Source organism: Reinekea sp. G2M2-21 (genome assembly GCF_015687175.1).
Taxonomy (GTDB): Bacteria; Pseudomonadota; Gammaproteobacteria; order Pseudomonadales; family Natronospirillaceae; genus Reinekea.
Genome location: NZ_JADPQG010000005.1, coordinates 1 through 23,859 on the forward strand (window position 1 = coordinate 1; position 23,859 = coordinate 23,859).

Consider the following 23,859-nt stretch of genomic DNA (forward strand, 5'->3'; position numbering starts at 1 on the left):
ACTGTCTCCGGTCGAGTACGAGAAACAGTATTTTGAGAAGCTAATGAGTGTCTAAGAAACTAGGGGCTTGCCACTCAGCACAAAGTGACTGGATTCTTCGCAGTTAACGTCGTTGTTACGGACTTAAGTAGTAGCGATACAACAAATACCGCCAGTGGTACCGCGGGTGATGACCTTATGATTGGTGGCTCTGGTGCGGATACACTAAGTGGTAACAATGGTAATGATACCCTGCAAGGCGGAGCTGGTATTGACACCTTAAATGGAGGCGGCGGTAATGACGTACTCGAAGGTGGAGCGGGCGAAGATAAGCTTAATGGCGGCACTGGCAATGACACACTAGAAGGTGGCGCTGGTAACGACATCTTAAGTGGAGATACAGGCAGCGATGTCTATGTGTTCGAAGCTGGCATGGGGCAGGATACGGTCAATCAATATGAGACAAGCTCAACGGCTATTGATCAGGTACTGTTCGTAGGTGTTACAGTGAATGAAGTGACGTTCTTGAAGTCAGGTAACGATTTGATCATCAAACTGACTACGACAACCGATCAGATGCTGTTTAAGAGCTGGTTTAGTTCGACTAACTATCAGGTTGACGAATTCGTGTTTGGAGAGATCAAGCACAAAGTGTCTGATTTCTTTACGAACAATCCAGTAATGACAGATTTTAGCTCTACTGATACAGCAAACACCGCCAATGGTTATACCGGAGATGACATCATGATCGGTGGCTCCGGAGTTGATACATTCAATGGCGGTAACGGTAATGATGTTCTTGAAGGTAACGGAGGCGATGACAATCTTAATGGCGGCACTGGCAATGACACACTAGAAGGTGGCGCTGGTAATGACATCTTAAGTGGAGATACAGGCAGCGATGTCTATGTGTTCGAAGCTGGCATGGGGCAGGATACGGTCAATCAATATGAGTCAAGCTCATCGGCAGTCGACCAGGTGTTATTTGTCGACATTGCTGTAAATGAAGTGACGTTCTTGAAGTCAGGTAACGATTTGATTATCAAACTGACTTCGACAACCGATCAGATGCTGTTTAAGAGCTGGTTTAGTTCGGTTAACTATCAGGTTGACGAATTTGTCTTTGCAGATGGAACTTCAACACCCGCAGACACGTTTCAACAAAATCCAGTCCTGACTGAACCCAACTAAAAGGAACAAACAAATGAAAAATATACAATGGATTTTCTTGTTAATGGTTGGATTGACATCGTTAAGTGTAAGCGCCAACTCAAACATGTACTTTGTACACAACGATCACCTAGGCACACCCAAAGCTTTAACGGATTCAAACCAAGCTGTCGTTTGGCAGGTAGAATCCCAACCTTTTGGTGAAACGAACGCACAGATAGATTCCATTAGTGGATTTCCTGCTGGCTTTCCTGGTCAATACTCTGATAGCGGCTCTGGCTATATCTACAACTACTACCGGGATTATGATCCGAGTTTGGGAAGGTATATCCAGAGTGATCCGATTGGGCTTGGTGGCGGGTTAAATACCTATGGGTATGTTGGGGGAAATCCAATAATATATGATGACCCCTACGGCCTTTGCCCTTGGTGTGGTGGTGCGGTTATTGGTTTTGTCTCTGGCTCTTTAGGTGCTTACACCTCTGCAAAAATGGGTGGTCAATCAGGCTGGACATTAGCAAAGTCGACGTTTTGGGGAGGAGTCCTTGGTGGTGGAATTGGAGCCCTTACATTAAATCCTTCAGTATCTGGAACTGTTGCAGCCTCTTGGGTTACTTCCAGCGCTGTAGCTGCCGGAACTAACGCAGCAGGACAATTGTTAACAATGACATATGATCCATGCGCTAAATTTTCGCTGCTTCAAGTGTGCTTAAGTGCAGTACCTGGACCTACGTATTTCTTTAATGTTGCTAGCGCAGCTAAGTGGGGGAATATGGGTACTACAGCTATTAGCCAAACGGTCTTTGCAACTTCGTTCCTTGCTCCAATGGCAACTTTGCGAGGAATTACTCAGGGAGGAATTGGTGCGTATCTTGAGCCGAGTGATCCTTGCGGATGTCAGCAATGATTGAGCCTTTATTTCAAAGTTTTGTGCTTACTCTTATGAGCATAAGCCTTACTGTTTTTGTCTTTGAATTGGCAATTAAAAAAATAGAACTACTTAGAAGAATCAATCTTCCTGGTGCTCTAAAGATTGTTGGCGCGTGCTTGTTTTGTGGGAACTTCATCCTGTTTGTTTCTGTACTTCAGCATATAGGAAGTGACAAGGTGCAGTTCTTTGTATCCATTCCTTGGCTAGTTGTCGTTTACACTTATTTGTATCGAAGAGCTTTACCCGTATTCAATCCGCCTCCAAAATGACTTTAAATGGATTTCAGTTAAATCTAGAAAGCCTCGATTCTTCGGATCGGGGTTTTTCTCTTTCACTCTTTACCATCCGAAAGATTACCCATAGCTTAAATGTAGCTTAAATGTAGCTCGCGCTTTTAGCTTAAATGGACAGGCACTTTAAGCATTAATCGTATGAAGAATCCAAAATTGCGAACGAGTAACATTGATAGGAGTCTTATTCTTCATGCTTTATAAGGTAGCGCTGAAAATTTTGTGGGTCGTAAAAATTACTGTATTGGTTTGGCTGTGTATGTACCTTGTTAGCTTAAATGGACAGGCACTTTAACCATTAATTAACTTAAATGGACAGACACTTTAAGCCGCCACTTTGTCCCAAACTACAAAGCCCCATCTTCGGATCGGGGCTTTTGTTTTTTCAGACTTAAATGGACAGACACCTTAACGACTTAAATCTGACTTAAATGGACAGGCACCTTAACGTATTAACGACTTAACTAGCTTAAATGGACAGGCACCTTAAGGGTTGACGATTTCGCACAATGCTGGTTAAAAGCCAGTATGTTTGCATATCCAAGGATTCGTTTATGCCTAAACCAAGGAAAAGTCAGGTCTCGATAGAGGCAACCTCATACTATCACTGCGTTTCACGTTGTGTTCGCCGCGCGTTTTTATGTGGCGTTGACGCCTACAATGGCCAGAATTACGACTTAAATGGACAGGCACCTTAAGGGTATTAAATGGAGAAAAGGAGATCTGAATCCCGACTTAAATGGACAGGCACCTCAAGGGTTGACGATTTCGGACTTAAATGGACAGGCACCTCAAGGGTTGACGATTTCGCATGATGCTGGTTATATGATCAGTATGTTTGCATATCCAAGGATTCGTTTATGCCTAAACCAAGGAAAAGTCAGGTCTCGATAGAGGCAACCCCATACTATCACTGCGTTTCACGTTGTGTTCGCCGCGCGTTTTTGTGTGGCGTTGACGCCTACAATGGCCAGAATTACGAACATCGCCGTGGTTGGGTTGAAAAGCGCATATTAAAGCTCGGTCAGTTGTTTTGTATCGATGTTTGCGCCTATGCCGTCATGTCCAATCACTATCACGTTGTTTTGCACATCAACACAAAACGGCAAGCCAGTTTAAGCACTCAACAAGTATTAGAGCGCTGGCATACCGTATTTAAAGGCAATCACCTAGTGAGTCGTTTTTTGCAGAACGAGCCGCTTTGTGACGCAGAGCTAAGCGCTATTGAAGAGATTGCCGAGCAATGGCGCGAACGCTTAGGCAGTTTAAGTTGGTTTATGAAAGTGCTGAATGAAGGCATCGCCAAAGAAGCGAACTTTGAAGATCAATGCACTGGGAAATTCTGGGAGCCGGATGCGGACCAGGGATTCAAGTCTCAGGCACTGCTGGATGAACAAGCACTGGCCGCCTGTTTGGCCTATGTTGATTTGAACCCCGTTCGCGCAAACATGGCAGCTTCGCCCGAAACGTCCAACCACACATCCGGGCAAAAACGCATAAAAGAAGCCCAAAAGACGCCAACTCATACTCCCGCACCTTTTCAGCCACGCACGCTCATGCCATTTGTAGGTAATCCCAAACAAGTCATGCCCCAAGGCTTACCTTTTAAGCTCGAAGATTATCTGGAATTACTCGATTGGACCGGGCGTATTCTAAGAGACGATAAACGTGGAGCCATTCATCAAAAGCTGCCACCGATACTAAGCCGCTTAAATATCGAACCTAAAAACTGGATTTATAGCGCTCAGTATTTTGAATCATCATTCAAGCAATTTGCCGGTACGGCTGATAAAATAAAAAACACCTGCAAGAAGCTAGGTTATCAGCGTTTGCCCAATACAAACGAATTACTCGCATAGAGAATTAATTTGAGAATATGAACAATCAGCATCTGCTGATGAATTTGTATGCCCGCAAAACCAGAAACACGACGATACACAGATAAATTCGATTAAAATCTTGGAAAGGAGACCAACACAAACAAGGTTTGGTGTACGATTCAGTTGTGTTCCTTAAGGTGCCTGTCCAGTATCTTTGTAAAGCGTCCATGTAGCTCGCAAATGGGAAAGCCCTTTAAACACCTCATTCATCTACACGTGCAATATAAAACCATGGGCAAAAGAAGTTTTTGATTAACCGAACCATGCTAGTTCTGAGAGGACAAGCATGGTTCAATTGGCTGGGTAGATCTGGCGAAAATGGTTAAAAGATTAGAGCGATCAGTCTCCCCAGATCATCGTTACAAATTCAGGGTGATCCACAAACGGATTTCGGTTGTTTTGAAAGGCGTAAGCGGCATCGTTACGATCGATTTCTTTTTGACTGACCGGATCATCGCTGTGCCATTTTTTAAGCGTGACCAACAACCAATTTTCAAAGACTTGATCGCTGGTGCCATTTAAAACGGCGTCGGAATTGGTTGTGTTTTTCTCCCAGTTGCCGATCTCATTCTGATATCGCGTGGCCATGTAGAAATACGCACGGGATAGGTCGCCTTTGAACTCATCAATGGGTTCGAAAACAGTTCCTGAATACCCAAGACCAGCATCGGAAAAGCCCAGTTGCGAGCCATTGCGACTAGTGAAACTGGCCGAACCCACGGTACCAAACGGGTAGTTACTTCGGTACGAATTGACTTTGCCGTCGGTCGCAAAAATGTGGTGTATGTCGGTATTCATCGGCGCTACGGCGCCACCGAACCAGGCGCGAGGAAACGCGTGTTCGCGGTTGTAGCAATCCCCTTCATTAACATAAGTACCACACTGGTCGTTAGTCGCGGTGTAATTATATGGATCGCTGTTGCTCGGGTTTTCAGAATAGATGTCGAGAATAGTGCCGTCATTTTCGTAGTAATTGTCTTTTTCGTGCGATGAGAAAAAAGTCCACAGGCTGGAATAACTTTGAGTGCTATGACCGCTAATGATAGTGTGCAAGGCAGTCTTCAACGCGTAGCCGTTTAGGCCGGTGGCATTTTCGTAGTAACCGTCGTAATCATTCCCGGAACCTGATGACGGTAGGGTAAAGCTGACGCTTTCCACGCTGTTGAATTGCCCACCACTGGCGAGTGTGGTCCCGTCGACCGTCAGCTGGTAATTGCCGGAGCCGTAATTACAACAGATTCCATCACCGTATTCGTCCTGAATGGTAAACACATAATTGCCGTTGCTGAGGCAAAAGTCGTCACTGTACTGGGTGTTGCTGCTGTAGCCGTTTCCGCTGCCTATTTGTGTATTTCCGCTCATCAGCGTCCAACTGGTTTCCGATCCATAATTGTCGGTCAGCAGCGAAACATTGAGATTATTAGCGCAGGATGGGTTTCCGGAAGTGGGTTCGAACAGGTCGACCATGACTTCTTCGGAACCATCGAAACCGGCTTCATCGTAAAATCGGAGCCCGACATTGATCGACCCGTTGCTGCTGGCGGTGTAGCGATAACTGAGTTGCTGCCATTGATGGGTTATTTGGTTGTCGGAAAAACTTTGATAACCGTCGACAATCAGTCGGGCACGTACGTTACCTTCCGTGTGATACACCCAGACACTGAAATCATAGGATTCACCCGAACGGACAGCGATGGACTGCAAGAAATCGGTTGAGCTTTGCGTACTGGTGTTCACGACGATGCTGGCGGCACTACTACCCTGATAGGCCGTGGTGCTCTGAGAGACAGAAATGCCACTGTCAATGGTTGTCCAGTTGTCAGGCACGTTATTGGTGAACGATTCGAAGTCACCGTTGATGACATCGGCGACACTGATTTGAGCCAGTAGCAGTATACCTGCGAACCACCCCGTTTGCTTTTTATTCATTGTTGTCTCACTACGTGGGTTGATAGAAGGAGATCATATGAATGTTTATTGATCAAAAGGTCAAATTATGAACAGTGTTTTTAAGACGCAGTTCACAAAATTTTTTTGTTTAAATCTTGCCTAATTGATTTATTTAAGGTTTATGGATTGGAAGCAAGCCTAAATTTCGCAGATTTGATCTGTATTGGAACAAACGTATAGCGTCATTATGACAGGGGAGATCCTGAATTAGGGCATACCACGCAAAAGCTAAATCTTGAAAGGAGCGATCGCTTTTTTAAGGTGATTCACATTGTGCTTGCCGCGCGGTTTCCTGTGGCATTAATGGCCAAATTAGACAGAATGATAGACATCAAAGAGGCTGGATAGAGCACGTCGACAATGCCGCCGATCATTACAAATCAACCCCAGTGTCCTGAGTCAGAAGTTCGCAAGAATTCAGCGTGCCATTCAAGCTTTATAGCTAGGCGTGTCTCGCGGTCAATGGTTGTTCCATTGGCAAGAGACAGAACAACGCTAGAGAGCTTGAATGACGTGCCCAAAGGGAGCTCATGGAAAATATTATTACGGCGTTGCTCTTCTTGAAAAGATCTCGATATTCTCTACAAAGAGCGCCTTGTACTAGCGCTTCCTATGAGCTCTGAAACGATACGAACTTCTGACTCAGGACACTAGCCTATGCGTTCTATCCATCAATATAGCTGCCCGTCACTGTCGATGGATGCGACTCCAAATCAACATCTTCAGGTAGCTCTTCTTCAATAGAGGAGGGGTATAAATTTACTTGATTGCTATATTCGCCGGTGGCCGGCGCGAATTCATCCCAGTCATCGGCACAATCGGAAGAGCAAGGCAGTGGTTGCAAATTCACTTGGTCTGCGAACTCACCCGTGGCAAGCAGATCGGCGTTGTCCGGTGTCGGTTCAATAATCACAGAATTGATATCCGTTTTTTCAAGCGTTGCGACGTTAATGGGTTGCTCAGTGGATTGCGTAGCGTCTTTTAAATTATTGGACGAGTCTTTTAAATCGCTAACGATATGGCTCCGCGAAATGTCATCACGTTCATTTTGAATTTCGCTGCCTAATGGAATGAGGTGAACCGGTTCGATGTTGATGTGATGACCTTGCGCGCTATCCAACAAAACTTCATTGCCTTGCGAGGAATGCGTCGTCAAGAGAAATGCGGTAACAGCCAAGAGAGATAGCAGAGCAGATACAAAAAATTTCATAACGCGAGCCTGTTCTAGACGTTAAAATGCCTGGCGCATGCGCCAGGCCAGTCTCTCTTTAGTCGATCAACGTGACACGACAAGTCGCATTGTATTGATCCCAAGATAACACACCAAAGTCTTTGTTAATGTCGCCGTGGTTATACCAGCTCGAGTAGTATCCATCAGTGAAGTAACATGACCATGCGTTCATGACATGCTCTGTGGTGTTGTTGTCGGTAGTACCAGCGGCATCATTTCTTTCGGCGCGCCAGGTGCCTTTACTTGTATTGTAATAAAACAGGGAGCTACGAGACGCTGTTCGACCCGTGCCGTCCCAGTTGTACATCCCCATTCGTATTTCACAACCATCGGCATCACCACAAAGCTCGGCAACACGCGCGACGGGGATGGTAACCGTCGATCCACGCTGAGAAGTGTACGCTGTGTAAGTAGACCTGTCCGAGGCTTGAACCAGTGTGGACGCTGACAAAATGAAACCAGAAATCACTGCTGCTTTTAGTAAAGTAACTTTCATTTGATATCTCCTATATCAGGATGAAGCGAAACATTTAGATTTGTTTTTTTAACCGCTCTCGCTACAGCTCCTTCCGAAAGCGAATGCATTGTTCGCCTTGGTCAAGGCTATGTAAACAGCCTTCTTTAGAGAGCCGTCACAAGTTTTAGGTTTGCTCCCTCTCCCAATGAAAAGAAACATTCAGATTTGTGATGGCTATCGAAAATGTGTTTCTGGTACGATGAGGTCAATGAATAAGGATATAGAAATAGTGGCCAAGGCTAGGGCTGGCGATGATAGGGCTGGCTTGAGCGGGAATAAATAAGTCCATTTATTAGTTGGCGGAGCGCCGAGAAATCAAAAAGGTATTTGGTTTTATCATGACAGCAGTCCTTTGCTGTTTTTTTATTCATCCCTGCAGTTTTCACACTACGGAAACCACCAAGGGTTGTTTTGTGGCAGTGGTGAAACCAGTGTTTCCAAAAAACTCACTAATTGCGCCTGTTCTTCCTCGGTGAGCTTGAGTGGAATAATGTCGAAATGAGGTCGGCTCGGGTGTTGTTCTCGGTCGTAGTACGGCGGCACTGGGGAATTGTAGTGTGCGACAACGTCGGTCAGTGTCGCTAACTGCCCAGATTGCATATAAGGCGCTGTTTGGCTCACATTGCGTAAACTTGGTGTTTTAAACGCCCCAACCAGTTCCGGACCCTGTGTTTTCAAAAAATTCATTTCGTCGCACTGTTCGGGTACGGCGTCGCTGTAAACCGATAAACAGTTAAATTCACTGCTTCTCAGTGTTTCAACACCCGCGTAACGACCAAGGTCAACGTCCGTTATATCCGGTTCTGGTGCACCAATATTGTGAAACTCAAAGTTTGTGAATAAAGGTCCGTTATGGCAACTGGCGCAATTTCCTTTGCCCATGAATAGCCGCAAACCTGCGATTTCTGTTTCATTGAAGGTGTCTTGCGCCAGCGCATTTCCGGCGTTGGTTTCCAGTGCTTGAACAAACCGGTCAAATTTCGAGTCGGTCAAGGTTAGCTTTCGTTCATAGGCCATGATGGCTTTTCCAACGTGGCTGAACACCTTATTCACCGCAGCGGACTGCTCGGGGGATACGACGGGTGTTTTGCTTGCGTCAATGGCAAGGGTACGGATGTCAGCGAGCCGTTGTTCGTCACCAAAAATCTCAGCGAATTCGGTGGCGTATTTTTCTGCGATTAACTGTGCCACCGCAATTCGGCTGATACCATGTTCGTTGTCGTCCTCCAATGGTTTAAGGGCTTGTGACCACAGGCTGTCTGCTCGACCATCCCAAAACTGCCAGGGGCCGTAAATGGCATTGGGGATCGATGGGCTGTTTCGCTTGGTTGTACCCAGCGCCACAGACTGTGGCAAACCATCGGTGAAATACTTTTCAGGTTGGTGGCAGTTGGCACAGGAAATAGTACCATTGCGGCTTAACGCTGGATCATAAAAAAGGGCTTTACCGAGAGACGCGGCTGCGTCATCGTCTGCCCATCGATTGTCCGGAGCCTCAGGCAACGCTCCCAACGCTGACAGGGTAAAGGTTTTTAGCAAAGCGATATCCTGTTGGCTGAATTGATTCGGGTTGGCTGCGACGGTGGTGAAACCTGAAATCAGCGCGAGCAAAACCCAACGTATGAACTTCATAAGCAAGGGTCCTTTACAGGTTTAAGTTAAACAGAATGGAGTCGTTGATGTCACCCTGTTTGGTTATAAATTCGATCACCCACCATCCTTTCATCTGAAATTTTACGCCGTCCACAAGATATAGCCCGGGGGACATTTCTTGCGTGACTCTGGGCAGGGTTGGCAGACCATGAACGTGACCCGGCATGTGTCCGCTGAATTCAATCTGCGCGTTGCTGACAGGCATGCCGTTTTGGTCGGTCAGAAACAGATGCCATTGGTGGATGGTGTTTAGGGGAATGGTATGGCTGTCTGAATTAGCCGGTTCAATGTGGGCAAAGTAATGTAACTCGCGTGACACCTGAAAGGTGGAAACGTTAAGTTGCTCGGGTGCGGATTGCCCTGTCATAGATGGCATGGCCAATGTCATGTCGTCGGCTGTCTCGGTGACGGTTCCATCCGTCATTTTTCCCAGCATGGTCGGGTGTACGCTGCGTATCGTTGTGTTGTGGGCCATGGGGGCATGGTCATTGCCAGCCAGTTGCATAGCGCCAACGAACTTCAGTTGGTCGGGCCATAAGGCTTGAAAACCAATGGGCAACAGTTCCGAAGCGGAATGCTTCATTTCATTAGCGAGTTGCCTAAGCTGAGCGCCTTCGTTTTGCCACAGCTGCAGTTGTTCTGCTAGCAGGTTAACCTGTGCGTGCAGCAATTCCTTTTCGGTATCGTCTTCCGCTTTGTACTCCTTGGCGCGCAATTCATTCACGGTGTTACGCAAGTTGTTCGCATTCTTTAGGACATCGACAGCGCGCAGTTCGGTTGATTGTGCGAGCGCTAAGGTATAGCCGGCAGATTCCAGCAGCGCGGAAGGTTCTAGAAGTGAGTGAGCGTGTTCTGAGCTGGCAAATACATTTGTGCCCAGGAATAAAATCAGTAGCAGGTTCGTTAGTCGATTCATAGTCGCCATTTTATAGGTTGTTTATACGTATGAAACACAGCAACGCCGAAGGCGTCACTGTGTTTTCTGAGTGAGTGCTACGTTAAATTAAAACGTGATGCGCCACAGGTTAAGCGTGCCAATGTCTCGGTTAGCGAGGTCTCGGACTTTCAAAGACCAGGTGCCGGTCGACACTTTATTGCCTACGTTTACGCTGTAGGTTTGCTGAATGTCATTGGCGCTGCCACCGGAACGATTGTGCAGGTTATAAACCGTGCCATCCGGGTGAATAAGGTCGACGATGAGATCACCGATATAGGTATGGGTGATATCGACATCAACACTGACGGTGCCTGCATTTCCAGTACGGTCTACAACAATCGGGCTGGAAATCCCGGTGCTGTTGTTGTCCGGAATGGCAAAGTCTGCGGTGTTTTCGTAGGTGTCGCTGGGTGGTGGCGGTTCGTCATCTGTGATCACGACGGTGTAATCTTCTACTTCGCCGTAATTGAAGCTACCACAAGCGACTGGCGCCGCGTTGTAGCGCATAACGACGCGCAACCGTGTGGTTAACGGCGCCGTGCCGGTCGGTATGGTTAAATTACCCGTTACCGTGGTTTTAGACAGGCCCCCTGAACTGAACACTTCTTCATTGGCGTCGTCGAAGTCTCCGTCACCATTCAGGTCGATCCAGATTTTCCAGTACTCGTTATAGGTGCTGCTCCCGAACCCAGGCGCCAGACTAACAGCGGTACTGCCAACATTCAGCGCAATGGATTGACTGGTAAAGTCACTGTACTTCGCGCTGCCAGAGCTATTGCTGAAGCTGCCGATACCGACGTTGCTGATCCACTCATAGCTTGCGTCGTTGCCCTGAGCGGCGCAGTAAGTTGTGGGTTCTGGGTCAGGGTTGTTGATGGCGTCCCAATCTGGCTTCACGGTAAATAAACCATTACCAATATCGCTCATAATGATATTGCCGCTGGCGAAGTAGATGTAGTTACTCCAGGTGCCGGAGAACTGAGCGGAATCGGAACCGGGAATGGTGTCGAAGTAAGCCACTTCTGTCAGGTTACCGTTGGCAATATCCGATGCATCCAATATACGCAAACCAGCGCGGTAGTTAGATTCGTAAATGTAGCCATCTTTTGTGTACAGGTTGTGGTCGATCGCAGCAGTAGGTCCGACGTAACGGCCCAGTTCAACGGGATAATCCAGATCGGTTACATCCCAGATGTAAGATGTGGTGTTAATGCCATTGCGTTGCTCATCCAGCTCATCGTTCATGATGAGTATGCTGTGTGTGTCATCCATGAACCAGCCTTGGTGGGTGTATTGCGATCCCTGATAGGGGGTTCTGGAAATTTGTTGTGGATTGGTTTTTACCGTGACGTCTACCAAGGTAATGGTATCTTCGTTGTAGGCGGCACAGATTTCACGACCGCTGTAGGCGCTGTCTGGTCCGTTGTAAACGACACACTGCGCGTCGTGCGTGTAGCCATCGCCCGAGAAACAACCTGCGTATGTAGGCGATTGAGGTGACGATACGTCCACCATATACAAGCCACCACTGCACTGATTGCTGCCGACAACATAGGCGTAACCGGTTGCTTCATTGATGACAACGTTGTGCGCATTACCAAAGCCACCTAAGTGCGCCGTTTCAGATAGCGTACTTCCCGGTGTGACGTTGCGCAGTGTTGTCAGGTCAAATACCTGTAGGCCGTGTGAGCTGTTGCCGCTGCCATCGGCGACAATGAACGCATGGTCGTTATAGGTTTTTACATCCCGCCAGGAGTCACTGCCGTTATTGTGCGAGGGTAAAAAGCCAAGGTAAACAGGGTTTGCGGCATCGGTGACGTTAACAAAGGACGTACCGTTGGTGCGACCGACAATGGCAATTTCATCACCAGTCACTGGGTCTGTGTAGCCCCAGATGTCGTTTAAATTGGCACTGCCGCCACCCATGTTGCCTTTGGCCACGAATGACATCAGGTCCACGGCTTTACAGGGGTAAGTGCCTGCTGTGCCGTTGGTGCAGGCGGTCGCTGCAGTGGCATTTTGTATGGCCATCGCATTGGTTGAGTCCAGTAACAGTTCGGAACTTGCAGGTGATCCTTCGAGGGTATCGTCGTATTCGAAACCATCGGGGAACATTGAGCTGTGTCCGAACAGATAGGACGATAGCCATACGGCGCTTAAGCCTAGGGTCGTTCTTTTGATCCAGTTATTCATTTTATTAGATCCTGTTGGTATCTTTTTTTAGTTATGCGCACCTTGCAAATGTGAACTGAGCTGAGACTCTCTTGCGTCAGGTGAACACAAACCAGGGTATGGTTTGGTTCACGCGACTCAGTCACGTGAGTACTTGAAGGCGAGCCTTACCGCCTGCTTTATTCAAGGACACCTATATCAACTACGTCGCGTTCCATTCCAGAGTCGGACGTACTTTCAATAGGTGCCCTTAAAATACAACTGTGAATAAAGTTGAGGAGGCCTGCTCGTTAAGCAATTAACAGACCAGTGATCGAACGGCTGTTTTTTTGCCAACCGTGTCTAAAAAAAATCAGATGTTGTGCGTCTTAACGGAGCATGCGAGCGTAAGGGTGATACAAAAGTGTTACGAAATACCCGAAAGGTAACAATAAGGAATGGTGTGATGGTAATCGCCCATTCGATGCCATGGTGAATGAATAACTATTTTTTGAGATCCAAAAAAATGTGTCGCAGTGCTGTTTGTTTTTGTGAACAGGGAGTCCACTTGTGAAGTTTTTATTTTTCGACATCGCGGTGACGTGTTGTTATGCATGGAAGCGAGATGTGTATTTGCGAGTGGCTGAAAATTTTGACGATTGGTTTTTTAGGGGTTCGATTTGAATGACCATAGTAGATCAGTGATGCCAGCAATGGATCGCTTGGTCATTACGTTGGTGACCTCATCAAGGTTGAAGTCATGCTTCTTGTGCTTACCGAAATAGGTGAAGACCTCTCATGTTAGCTCGGAAATTTCACCCTATCGATCAAAATATCGCTGCATCCTACAGCTTTCGACCTATGATGAATTTCCGGGCTAACGAGGTCTGTTTTTTAAATACTTTAGGCAGCCTTTTCTTCGTTGTGTTGAATCAGCGTTTCTTTGTCTTTTGCGAATGCATCGAATGCAAAGTCATCGACCATCAACATATTAAGAACTTTCGCTTCATAATCTTGCATGAACGCCAGTTCGTCTGCCGTGATCACACCGGCATCGGCCGCAGCTGTGAAACGTTCTTCCGGATGCAGCGCTTGCTCTGGTAATTCTCCTTTCGCATAGGCTTTGCTGATTTTGCGGTACAGCGGTTCGGCTTTGTCGTAGTCTTTTAACAGGCTGTTGTACTGCGCAACCGGATTTTCCACGCCAACATTTTTTTCATCGTTCCAGATGGTTTGGATCAAGTGACGACGGATTGCACTGTCCGTTGAAACGGCTTTGGCCAATTTCCGCGTGTCATTGTCCGCTGGCAGTTTCCAGCGCCGACCCAGCGGCAGGGTAACTGCGCGCAATGCTATGGCGACTGATCGTGCCGGCAGGTTGTCGAGAAACTCAGATAAAGCCAGTTCGGTGCGGTGCAGCAGAATTTGCAAACTGTATTCCATCACCGCCTGTTCGCCTTCAATCTGCTCAGATTCCTGCCAGCGTTTGAGCACCATGGAAGCGAGGTAGAGATTCGACAGCATGTCACCCAGGCGAGCGGAGATCAGTTCGCGCATTTTCAGTTCGCCGCCCAAGGTTGCCATCGCCGCATCGCTGCACAAACCAAAGGCTGCACTGAAGCGGGAGAGCGCTTGTGCGTATCGTTTCGCCGGGCCGGTAAAGGGGACCGCCGGTTTTGCAATGCCCAGCCCCAAGGTTAACGCACGCGTGGCGTTACCCAGTACCAGGCCGACATGTGCAAACACCGCTTTATCAAACGCTTTGGCGTCATTGTTATTTTTGGCGGCGAGTTCCTGCAGGACATATGGGTGGCATCGAATGGCGCCCTGACCAAAGATCATTAACGAGCGGGTCATGATGTTGGCGCCTTCTACGGTAATCGACACCGCCGAACTGCTGTAGCCAATGCCCAAATAATTTTTCGGCCCTAGGGTTACGGTTTTACCACCGTGTACATCCATAGCGTCGGTCAGAATGGCGCGTTGCATTTCTGTCAAATGGTATTTCAGAATGGCAGAAGGCACGGACGGTTTTTGACCATCGTCGACCATGTTGGCGGTTTGCTGTACAGCCGCTTGTGCGATGTAAGTGTATGCCGCCATGCGCGCCAGCGGTGCCTGCACACCTTCCATTTCAGCCACGGGTGTGTTGAATTGACGGCGAACCCGTGTGAAACCACCTGACGTTGCTAACGCATAGGCACCGGCACCGGCCGCGCCGGATGGCAACGTAATGCAGCGACCGACGGACAAGCATTCCACAAGCATACGCCAGCCTTCGCCGGCCATTTCCTCGCCGCCGATGATGTAATCCAGCGGAATAAACACATCCTTTCCTTTAATTGGACCGTTAAGGAAGGGACTGCCGATTGGACAATGCCGACGACCGATCTCCATACCTTGGGTGTCACGAGGAATCAGTGCACAGGTAATGCCCCGATCGGTGCCTTTGCCCAATAAATTGTCTGGGTCAAACATGCGGAAGGCCAGCCCTACCACAGTGGCAATAGGGGCGAGTGTAATCCAGCGTTTTTCAAAGTTCAGGCGCAGGCCGATAACTTCCTTACCATTGAATTCACCTTTGCAGACGATGCCGGTATCCGGCAATGATGTGGCATCCGAACCCGCGCGTGGACCGGTTAAACCGAAACAGGGAATTTCACGGCCGTCGGCCAGGCGAGGCAGGTAATGGTTTTTCTGCTCCTCTGTGCCATATTTCAGCAGCAATTCACCAGGACCGAGCGAATTGGGCACGCCAACGGTGACCATCAAGGTTTCGTTGCAAGCCAGTTTCTGCAGCACCGCAGATTGCGCTTTGGCGGAAAACTCCAAGCCACCGTATCGTTTGGGAATGATCATGCCGAAGAACTTTTCTTTTTTCAGCGTTGACCAAACATCGGGCGGCAAATCTGCGCGCTCCACGGCAATATCCCAACCGTTGCACTGTGACAGAACATCCACGCACTGATGGTCAAGAAAGCTCCGCTCCTCATCGCTTAGTCCCGTGTGCCGGTTCGCCAGTAGCTTGCTGTAATCTGGGCGGCCGGTAAATAATTCGCCGTCCCAGCCAACGGTGCCTGCGTCCAGCGCGACCTGTTCAGTGGCAGAGACCTTGGGCGCGATTTTTTTGAAGATGTCGAAAACTTTGCTGGACAGCCAAAGTCGGCGGACAGGACCGAACCCGATGATCAGCGTGGCCAGACTGGCGATGAACATCAACACGCCATAGAGTGGTGACGCCAGTTCCATCGACAGGGCTCCGAAGAAGAGAAAAACGCCGACGGCAGCCAGAGCACCGAATTCCTGGCGCATTACCCAAGTGAGTCCGGCCAGGGTCAGTAAGAAGATAATAAACGTTAACATAGCAGACCTCTTTTCCTTTGTGATCCAGATTACAGCGTAGCTGGTTTTGGTGTGTTGGACACTACGGGCAGAGTAACCCGTTGGATGGTGAAAACCGTTATTTTCTGCATTGGCAGGCTTAAATCGGCGGTGATTTTTTTCCTCGGCGAATCAGTGGTCTGCTGTGGTGGCTATTGTTTCCTAAGAGGCAAGGGTGAGCCGGTTACTTTTTTCATAAAACCACCAGCCTGACTGTGCGATTTAAAGCGCGTGTTTGATCTACATTTTATTACAACTTAATAGCATACGTTTTCAATATGGCACGCTGCCATGCGATCAGTATGTGATCGGAATCGCGATGTTAAACGCAATGTTTCGATATAGTGAGGCGATTTCTATTGAATGGAAGAAGCCACTATGAAGAAGGATTTTCTGCCGGGTCAGAAAACCGCGTTGGTTGTAGACGATTCGAAACTCGCTCGCTATGTGTTAAAAGAAATGCTAATGGCGAATAACATTAAGGTTGAAACGGCAGAGTCTGCTGAAGAAGCGCTGGGATCGTTAAGTTCGTTTAAACCCGATGTTATTTTTATGGATCATATGATGCCTGGTATGGATGGTTTCCAAGCCGTTCAGGCAATTAAAAACGATCCTAAAACGGCCATGATTCCCATTATGATGTACACCTCCAAAGATGGCGAAGTGTATGTCAGTCAGGCGAGGGCCTTGGGGGCTGTCGGCGTCTTGCCAAAAAAATTGAAGCCGGTGCAGCTGGAGAATGTGCTACAGAAATTGAAACTGATCCCATCCAAAGATGACGTTGCTGTGGTCTCTAAACCAAAGCCCATTGCCATTCCCTCCGAAGAGATTACCGCACGGCCGAAAACAAAAAATACCCTTGAAGAGTTGGCGCTCAGTGCGAGCGAAGAGCTCGAAAAAGACACCATGCGGCATCTGTTCCGGCAATTATTTAATGAACAGCGCGATTCCATTAAGCAGGATCAGCATGAGCTTGTCGACAGTCTTGCCGCAAAAGTTCCGGCGATGGTTTTAAGTGCTCGTAAACCCACGTTTCGAAAGCGCTTGATAACCGCGACGGCGGCCATGGTCGCTGTCGGGCTGGTGGGGTTTTTAGTGGTTGAACGCGTTGAACAGGAACGAGCTTTCCAGAAGGCGGTTTTCGACCAGTTAGCGCAGTATCAGCAACAATGGGTGGATGTTCAGAACACTCTTCTTACAGCGCAGGCTTCGGCGCCAGTGTTACCGGCGCTAGAGAAAACCGACTTCCAATTGGGCTTGGGGACGTTTTCCTGGGCAATCAACCAGCATGGGCAGGTACCTTATCAATCCAGCATACTGTCGACACAAACAAAAAACTATTTGACCGAATTACTCGATCATCTTGAGCAAAATAACTTTACCGGGTTGGTGGTGGTCAAGGTCCACTCGGGCCAGTTTTGTGAATTGCACACTCAGTGGGGTGCTCGTTACTTGGCGCCAGAAGACTCTGCGGTCGCTGATTGCGAGTTGGAGCCGCTTGAAGACGCAACTTACCCATGGTTGGAGTTGCCTGAATTTGAGCAGTATCTGTCGGTACTGGCACTTTACTATCCGGGCATTGATCTTAAGTTGGACGCAATGGGCTCTTCATTTTCTCGCGTAAATTACCCTGACTTGGCGTTGAATCCATCTGCCGGTGAATGGAACCGCGCTGCGGCGGTGAACAACCGATTGGAATTTGACTTCATACAACAGTCTTCAGCACCCAAGGCAGCGCTGGCGATTACGCCGACGGATTCATAAACGAATTAGCTCGATTGAAAACAGTGCGTTAACGGCTTTCACAGAATGACCATGTCTTACAAATGAATACGGATTTCAATACTGCTTTTCCTGTCGACCTCTGCGTCGACAGGTTGACTCGCGATCAGAATTCTTTCTGCAACCACACCTCTGTCGATCAGTCTCTCAGCGAGTTGCGCTGAGTGGTCACTGTGCCATCGGTTAACTTCGGTTGATGCTGTTGGTATCTGTACAATGTGTACGGACGCCGTCGGTAGGTTTTCAAGCACGTAAGCCAACGTGGTTAAGAAGTCGTTGGCCGCTGGTGTAATCTGTTGGCTGGTGTCAAGTACCCACGGCATGAGAAGCACGATAATGCCTCGACGTACCGAGGTCTGAATAATTTGCGTCTCGCTCGGGTATTCGGCGAGTGCGCGCGACAAACGCGCCAATTCATATTCCAATGCCAGAGCGTCATTGTCTAAACGCTCAACCTCAACCGCCCGCAGCTGTCGCTGCAGATTTTTAATGGTTTTTTCAGCCTCGATAAGGGCGCGGGCTTGTCGTTCTATCGCCAGTTCCTTGTCTTTCATGTTGGACTGCTGTTGCGCCAGCGATGTTTCCAGTTCGTTTAGTCGAGTAATGGCATTGGCTATGGCAAGGCGTGTTGCTTCGGCGGTGGCTTCCGTGGATTGGAAACCAGTTTGAATGTCCAAGAACTGCTGTTTAATGTCGTTGGCAATCTGCGAAAGTTGTTTGAACTGGCTGTTCAGAAAGTCGAGTTTCTCTAGTGCTTTTTCAATCTGTAAGAGCGGTTTGCCAGCTGTTATCTGATAGCCGAACACCGTGAATTCCCATTCAGGGATGGCGTTACGGTTTCCAAATTGATAATAGCCAAAGGCCAGGCTGGCTAATAGAGAACTCAGAATGAGTATGACAAGTAGGGTCGTGCGGAAGAAAGAAATTAGTTTCATTGTCGTGTGTTCGTGCCAAATCCGTTTAGCGAAATTCTGTTATGACGTTATCAATTTCAGCAACCGTTGGCACCTGGCTTGTTTCCGGGGTGTGATCAAAGTATCGAAATAATTGTCCAAGTTGTGAGCTGTGACCATGTTCGTGAGTATGTGGGCAGATCCAGCCCTGTCAGCGACCCGTATCAGATGATCTAAACTAAAACTCTGTGTTGTTGGGCGGATAGGGGGCTTCATGGCGTTGAATGCAACCGGAGGACGTTTGGTGTGGCGAGTTGTGTTTGGTGTTGCGGTTCTCGTCGCAGTGGGGTGCGTGGGCTTTGTGCTCACGTTGAGTCGGTATCATTCCCAACCGGTGGTTAACGAGGGTAAGAGGCCGCCGCGTGTGGGTGAAGGAAGCCCTTTGATTGAACGGGAACTCCCGGTGATCGCCGAAATCGCTGAGCCTGCCGATGCCCAGCGCAGTTCCGCCGTGAGCATAGGAACCGACGAACGCGCGCTCGACAATCGCTTACAGCAGATCCGTCGCGAGTTTAAGTACCCACTGAACGGCGTCAAAGTGACCGAATCCGGATTGAACGGCGCTATCAGTCAAACTGTGGTCGTTGATAATCCATTGGTGTTGCTCGCACTGAAACAATGGTTTTTGGATGACCCGGAAGCGTTTATAAAAGCAGCTGCGGCTGAAGAGCGTGACAGTTATCTGCAAGCGGTGTTGAAAGAGCAAATCAATGAATCGAATGCGCATTTACTCACCGAGCATCTGCATATTCGCAATCGACATATCATCACATTGTCGTATGAAAACAAACTGCATCTGCAGGAGGCGGAAGCCTTTCTGGCGATTTTTGATCAGTTTGCCAAGAACAATGTCATCAGTGTGCCTGCGTCTCTGGTAGCCGCTACTGCGGAAGTGGACTATTGGGGGCGAAGGGAAACTCTTTTGAATCAAGCGGTTAATAACCCGGAGCCCGGCTTGTATTTTGACGTGTTGCAGCAACAGGGTAACGACAACATGTATGCGCTTGCAGAGCAGATGTGGGCGGTGCATTTGGCGGATCGTTACGCTGACGATATCCGACCCGATACCGGTTACCTGGAGCGGACTCGCTTGGCGTACCAATATGGGGTGGCAGGATCACCCGCGGCTATCGCTGCGCTACAGGAAAAAGGTCTTTTCGTGAATGAGACCATCGCCGAATTCACCGATGTCGATAATGCCGACGATCGGTTTCAGGACATCCACCTTTATCTTCGTTTTGACCGCAACAGTGGTCACTGGTATCTCCCCTGACCGGAGGACTCAGCTGAAAAATCGACTGATTGCCCAGTAGGAAGACACAATGCCAATCGGGTAGGTCAACCAACGTTGGTCCCAGCGCATCGTGTTAAACCTGAATGTGGACCGAAAAGCCCGATACGCATTCTGCAGCGTTAAAAGTACTAACAGAGTCATGACCTGGCCAATCTCAATTCCAACATTGAACCCGACCAACGCGGCGGGTAGCTGATGTTCCGGCATGCCGATATCCTGTAAGGCACCGGCAAATCCTAAGCCATGTAGCAGGCCAATCACCAGACAGAAAAGCATCGGATAACGCTTCGTGGCGGTTGAATGGTGTTTGTTGACGCAGGCTTCCTGTGCCATGAAGACAATGGATAAAGCGATACAGGTCTCGATCGGTTTTGGCTCCGGTGCGAACAGCCCAAGACTGGCGCACGCCAATGTGATGCTGTGCCCCAGTGTAAAAGCACTGGCCGCCCAGAGCAGTTGCCGCGTCGAGGTTAAAATCAGGAAAAGAGTAAAGACAAACAGCAGATGATCGTATCCACCCATCAGGTGTTCAAAACCGATACCGGTAAACGTCATCAAGGTTGAAACAGAGGAAAATTGCGTCCCCGTCAGTTCGTGCAGAGCTATACTGGCGAAACCTTCTTTTGACGGCTGCAATACACGAATATGCGATTGTTTATCCGCGTCCCATTGCAGGTAAAGGCCCGCCACCGGCCAAGCAAAGCTGAGCTGGTCGCTACGTGAAAACACCTCATCACAGTTCACCAGAAAGCGACGGGGCATCTGAAACGTTGTTGCCGGATTGTCGTAATGACAGTGGACTGGCCATTCAGGCAATAAAAAGGACAGGTCACCGTAATTGCCCTGGATATTCATGGTAAAACGGTGTGGCGCGGTTTGCTCAATACGGACGTCGATTAACCCGGCATCATGGGCAAAAACCCGCGTGCTTCCGAAGAGTAAGAATAGGAAAAAAAGATTCCACACACTGCAACGGCGACTCATGATTCGACCTCGATCCGCGTCTGTTGTTTTAATTGGTGAAGGTACGACTCCAGATGTCGGGTCGCCTGATCTTTGCGCCAGGCATCCAGCACGTAGTCACGTTGTTCGTTGAAGTCTGGATCTGCGCCATTCAATGTTGTGGTGATCTGAACCCAAAGTGGAGGTTGTGGATCGTCAACAAATGGACCATGCCAACTGCCCGGCGTGGATTGCGTGATGTGCTGAGTCAATACAGTGCCAAAGTAGGCGCTTAATTGCTCTTGTGTTACGTCCACCAGATGACCGGTTTGTGAGGACTGGTTGTTGTCTGCTGTTTGCGACGTTTTCAGTAATGTGGCTGTTTGGTTTTTTTGCCATCGGTAATTCAGGGAATAGCGAGTGGGTGCGCGAAATTGTTCGCGGTTTTGTTCAAAAAATTCTTTCAGTTCGTCGTCCTCGGGCATCGGCAAGGTCGCGGTGAGGAAGGCCTTATGCTTGCGGATAATCATTTGCGCAAGCGTGGTATCACGATGCACACCAGAGGCTAATGCATCGGTGAGCAGAAGTTCGTTATCGATGTAAGTTTGCAAGGCCTGATCCGTTTCTTGGCGGGTCAGTGTGCTGCCCTTCCGCGCTTGTTCCAACGAGACAATACCTTCATAGGTCGCTTTGGAAATTATCAACGTCGGCTGTTCACTGGGCAACAAACGGCTGCCCCAAAAAATAAGACCCGCGATCAACAGGAAGTGGACAGCTGGCTGTTTTAAAAAGATATTCATGTTGTTCTGACTCTGTTTAATCATGGAAAAAGTGCCCTGAAGCGGGCACTGTCGAGCGGACAAGGTCAGTTAGTCTGCCTGTGGAATAATGATGGCGCCTTCGGATTGCGCATCCACTTCAAACGTATGGGTCACCGGTGAATAAGTGTAATACTCCACCTTGTCTTCCAATGGTTTGAATTTGTAAAACCGCAGCAGCATTACTTCGTTGGCGTCGCACTGGTAATCGGACACAAAGTTATGTGACAGACCTCCGTTCGGTCCACGGGTGGTGTAGTGCGTTTCGCGCACACAGTCGTGCCCGGCATTGGCCAGAATGACGTTATCAAACTTGGTCAGGATATTATTCTTGATGGTTTGCGTGGCCCACAGATCGTGTGTCGCCAGAATGACTTTCCGGTCTGGGTACTGACGCAGAATCTGCTGCCCCCAGGCAAGTCCTTCCGGGCGATAAGGCGAGTACTGATCGTACGCTTCCAGCTGCAGGAACAGGTAGCGCTCGTTGCCAATATCCATCAATGCATAGTTGTTTTCGATACCGCCAAAGTCGCCCGCATACCAAGTCTCATTTTGAAAACTGCTGACCGGAAAGTATTTATTTAAACTTTGCGGTGAGTCGTGGTTGCCCTGAATTGGCATGAAAGGCATTTCGCCATATAACTTGTACCAGGCGGACGTCGAGTTCTGCCATTCCCAATCCGAATCCCAGGTTTCGGTGATGTCACCAAGACCCTGAACAAATTGAATGTTCAACGTGTCACGCATGGCGACAAGCCAGTCGAACGCGGTGCGCATGTGGGCGATAGGTGCGTTCGGTCTGTTTTGCGAATAGTGCTGCGTATCTGGAACGACGACTAATGTCCATTCGCCTCGGCTTTTATCGGTGTTAAATCGTGCGTCAACGGGTGGTGCATCACCGGGCACTATGTCGATCCAGTTTAGGTTGAAACCTCCAGAGGTTGCATACACGCCGACTGGATAGGTGCCAGCCGCAACATAAACCGATTGGCTCACCGTTTGCCATTGTTGCCAACCACCGGTGGACGGAATAGCGACTTTCCCTAATTTAATCGCACCTTTGTTTAAATCGAATTCGATACCGCCACCCCCGGCTTCGCTCGCAACACGCGCCGAAAATGTGTAGTAACCGGATACGGGAAACGTGACATCGTTATAGCGCAACCATTCACCGGCTTGCCACCAACCTACATTGTAGCCACCGCCCGTGTCGGTCGTGATTTCAATATCAACATGGTCGTTGCGGTACGCGCCGCCGATATTGCCGAGGGACTTATCGTAAAACGCGTCGTAGTCTTCCGCTTCGATGCGGCTGGTTGCCGGTGGGTCGGTGCGAACTTTTTCAATTTGAATCCAATTAAAATTCCATCCGCTGGCGAGCGCTTTCACACCTAAGCTGTATTGACCAGGTTGGATGTCGACCTCCAGTTGCGTCGTTTGCCATTGTTGCCATCCACCGGTTTTAGGAACGGTGATGTCGCCTAAAAAAATGTTTCCACCATTCAGTTCCACACGCAGCTGGCTGCCATAGGGACTGGCGGTGCGCACGGATATGCGATAGGTACCCGCTTCGGAAATATCCAAACCTTCGTAGGAAAGCCATTCATTTTTTGCGATCCAGCCCACGTTGTAGCCGCCACCAACATCGCTGGTTTTTTCGATGTCGACATTGTCGTTGCGGTATTGCCTACCGCTGTTGCCGGTGGTGGTGTCGCTGTACCAGGTATAGTCTTCTGCTTGAAACAGTTGCGCACTCGCAACTGTGCACAAGGCGGTTGATGCCACTGCCAGTGAAATGGCCGTAAGCTTAAGCCGGTAATTCATTCGGATTATCCTTGTTGTCTTTTTGATTTGTATTTTTATGCTTTACATACAACCCGATTTGAAAGCGCTTCCATTTTTATGCAGAGTTCGTTTCAGTATTGTGAAAGTCATCGCAGTAATGAATATTCCAGGGTGGATTAATTTTACAGGTTGAAACGCTGCTGACTTTGTGCTCG

17 protein-coding genes are annotated in these 23,859 nt (G+C 48.6%); 6 read left to right on the top strand and 11 right to left on the bottom strand.

Going from position 1 to position 23,859, the window contains the following annotated elements; all coding sequences use genetic code 11:
* Positions 1–84 precede the first annotated feature (84 nt).
* From IYN85_RS26475 to IYN85_RS17245, 4 genes are all read left to right on the top strand, one after another.
* Entirely contained in the window at positions 85–1,170 is a 1,086-nt protein-coding gene (locus IYN85_RS26475; RefSeq protein ID WP_196160179.1) for a calcium-binding protein, read from the top strand.
* A 13-nt stretch (positions 1,171–1,183) separates the two neighbouring features.
* Positions 1,184–2,056: an RHS repeat domain-containing protein gene (locus IYN85_RS17235; protein ID WP_196160180.1), complete on the top strand. Its 873-nt coding sequence runs from the start codon at positions 1,184–1,186 to the stop codon at positions 2,054–2,056.
* The gene (locus IYN85_RS17240) at positions 2,053–2,349 is read left to right on the top strand and encodes a hypothetical protein (RefSeq protein WP_196160181.1); all 297 of its coding nucleotides are present in this window, start codon (positions 2,053–2,055) and stop codon (positions 2,347–2,349) included. The genes IYN85_RS17235 and IYN85_RS17240 overlap by 4 nt, the downstream gene beginning before the upstream one ends.
* A gap of 881 nt (positions 2,350–3,230) precedes the next feature.
* Complete coding sequence (locus IYN85_RS17245; RefSeq protein WP_196160182.1) at positions 3,231–4,229, top strand: transposase; 999 nt, start codon at positions 3,231–3,233, stop codon at positions 4,227–4,229.
* A gap of 360 nt (positions 4,230–4,589) precedes the next feature.
* On the opposite strand, the gene IYN85_RS17250 is transcribed toward IYN85_RS17245, so the two are convergent.
* The 7 genes from IYN85_RS17250 to IYN85_RS17280 form a co-directional block, all read right to left on the bottom strand.
* Entirely contained in the window at positions 4,590–6,179 is a 1,590-nt protein-coding gene (locus tag IYN85_RS17250; protein WP_196160183.1) for an endonuclease, read from the bottom strand.
* A gap of 685 nt (positions 6,180–6,864) precedes the next feature.
* Positions 6,865–7,410, bottom strand: a complete 546-nt coding sequence (locus IYN85_RS17255; protein WP_196160184.1) for a hypothetical protein — start codon at positions 7,408–7,410, stop codon at positions 6,865–6,867.
* A gap of 58 nt (positions 7,411–7,468) precedes the next feature.
* Positions 7,469–7,927 (bottom strand): hypothetical protein, encoded by a 459-nt coding sequence (locus IYN85_RS17260; protein ID WP_196160185.1) that lies wholly within the window; start codon positions 7,925–7,927, stop codon positions 7,469–7,471.
* Positions 7,928–8,335: 408 nt separating this feature from the next.
* The gene (locus IYN85_RS17265) at positions 8,336–9,580 is read right to left on the bottom strand and encodes a cytochrome-c peroxidase (protein ID WP_196160186.1); all 1,245 of its coding nucleotides are present in this window, start codon (positions 9,578–9,580) and stop codon (positions 8,336–8,338) included.
* Between the two features lie 13 nt (positions 9,581–9,593).
* Positions 9,594–10,517 carry a FixH family protein gene (locus tag IYN85_RS17270; protein WP_196160187.1) on the bottom strand — a complete coding sequence of 308 codons (924 nt, stop codon included), beginning with the start codon at positions 10,515–10,517 and terminating at the stop codon, positions 9,594–9,596.
* 87 nt (positions 10,518–10,604) lie between these two features.
* Positions 10,605–12,731 carry a choice-of-anchor B family protein gene (locus IYN85_RS17275; protein ID WP_196160188.1) on the bottom strand — a complete coding sequence of 709 codons (2,127 nt, stop codon included), beginning with the start codon at positions 12,729–12,731 and terminating at the stop codon, positions 10,605–10,607.
* A gap of 861 nt (positions 12,732–13,592) precedes the next feature.
* Positions 13,593–16,052, bottom strand: coding sequence for an acyl-CoA dehydrogenase (locus IYN85_RS17280; RefSeq protein WP_196160189.1), 2,460 nt, complete (start codon positions 16,050–16,052; stop codon positions 13,593–13,595).
* 396 nt (positions 16,053–16,448) lie between these two features.
* Between IYN85_RS17280 and IYN85_RS17285 the strand changes: the two genes are divergently transcribed.
* Positions 16,449–17,834, top strand: coding sequence for a response regulator (locus tag IYN85_RS17285; RefSeq protein ID WP_196160190.1), 1,386 nt, complete (start codon positions 16,449–16,451; stop codon positions 17,832–17,834).
* A 56-nt stretch (positions 17,835–17,890) separates the two neighbouring features.
* Here the strand turns inward: IYN85_RS17285 and IYN85_RS17290 are convergent, their stop codons facing one another.
* Positions 17,891–18,787 carry a hypothetical protein gene (locus tag IYN85_RS17290; protein ID WP_196160191.1) on the bottom strand — a complete coding sequence of 299 codons (897 nt, stop codon included), beginning with the start codon at positions 18,785–18,787 and terminating at the stop codon, positions 17,891–17,893.
* Between the two features lie 232 nt (positions 18,788–19,019).
* On the opposite strand from IYN85_RS17290, the gene IYN85_RS17295 reads away from it, so the two are divergent.
* The gene (locus IYN85_RS17295) at positions 19,020–20,078 is read left to right on the top strand and encodes a hypothetical protein (RefSeq protein WP_196160192.1); all 1,059 of its coding nucleotides are present in this window, start codon (positions 19,020–19,022) and stop codon (positions 20,076–20,078) included.
* Positions 20,079–20,087: 9 nt separating this feature from the next.
* On the opposite strand, the gene IYN85_RS17300 is transcribed toward IYN85_RS17295, so the two are convergent.
* From IYN85_RS17300 to IYN85_RS17310, 3 genes are read right to left on the bottom strand one after another with little or no spacing between them, the layout of a single operon-like run.
* Entirely contained in the window at positions 20,088–21,083 is a 996-nt protein-coding gene (locus IYN85_RS17300; RefSeq protein WP_196160193.1) for a HupE/UreJ family protein, read from the bottom strand.
* A complete protein-coding gene (locus IYN85_RS17305; protein ID WP_196160194.1) occupies positions 21,080–21,865 on the bottom strand; it encodes a peptidylprolyl isomerase in 786 nt (261 codons plus the stop codon). Before IYN85_RS17305 ends, IYN85_RS17300 begins: the two co-directional genes overlap by 4 nt.
* Positions 21,866–21,910: 45 nt before the next feature.
* Entirely contained in the window at positions 21,911–23,683 is a 1,773-nt protein-coding gene (locus tag IYN85_RS17310; RefSeq protein WP_230390829.1) for a carbohydrate-binding protein, read from the bottom strand.
* Positions 23,684–23,859 lie beyond the last annotated feature (176 nt).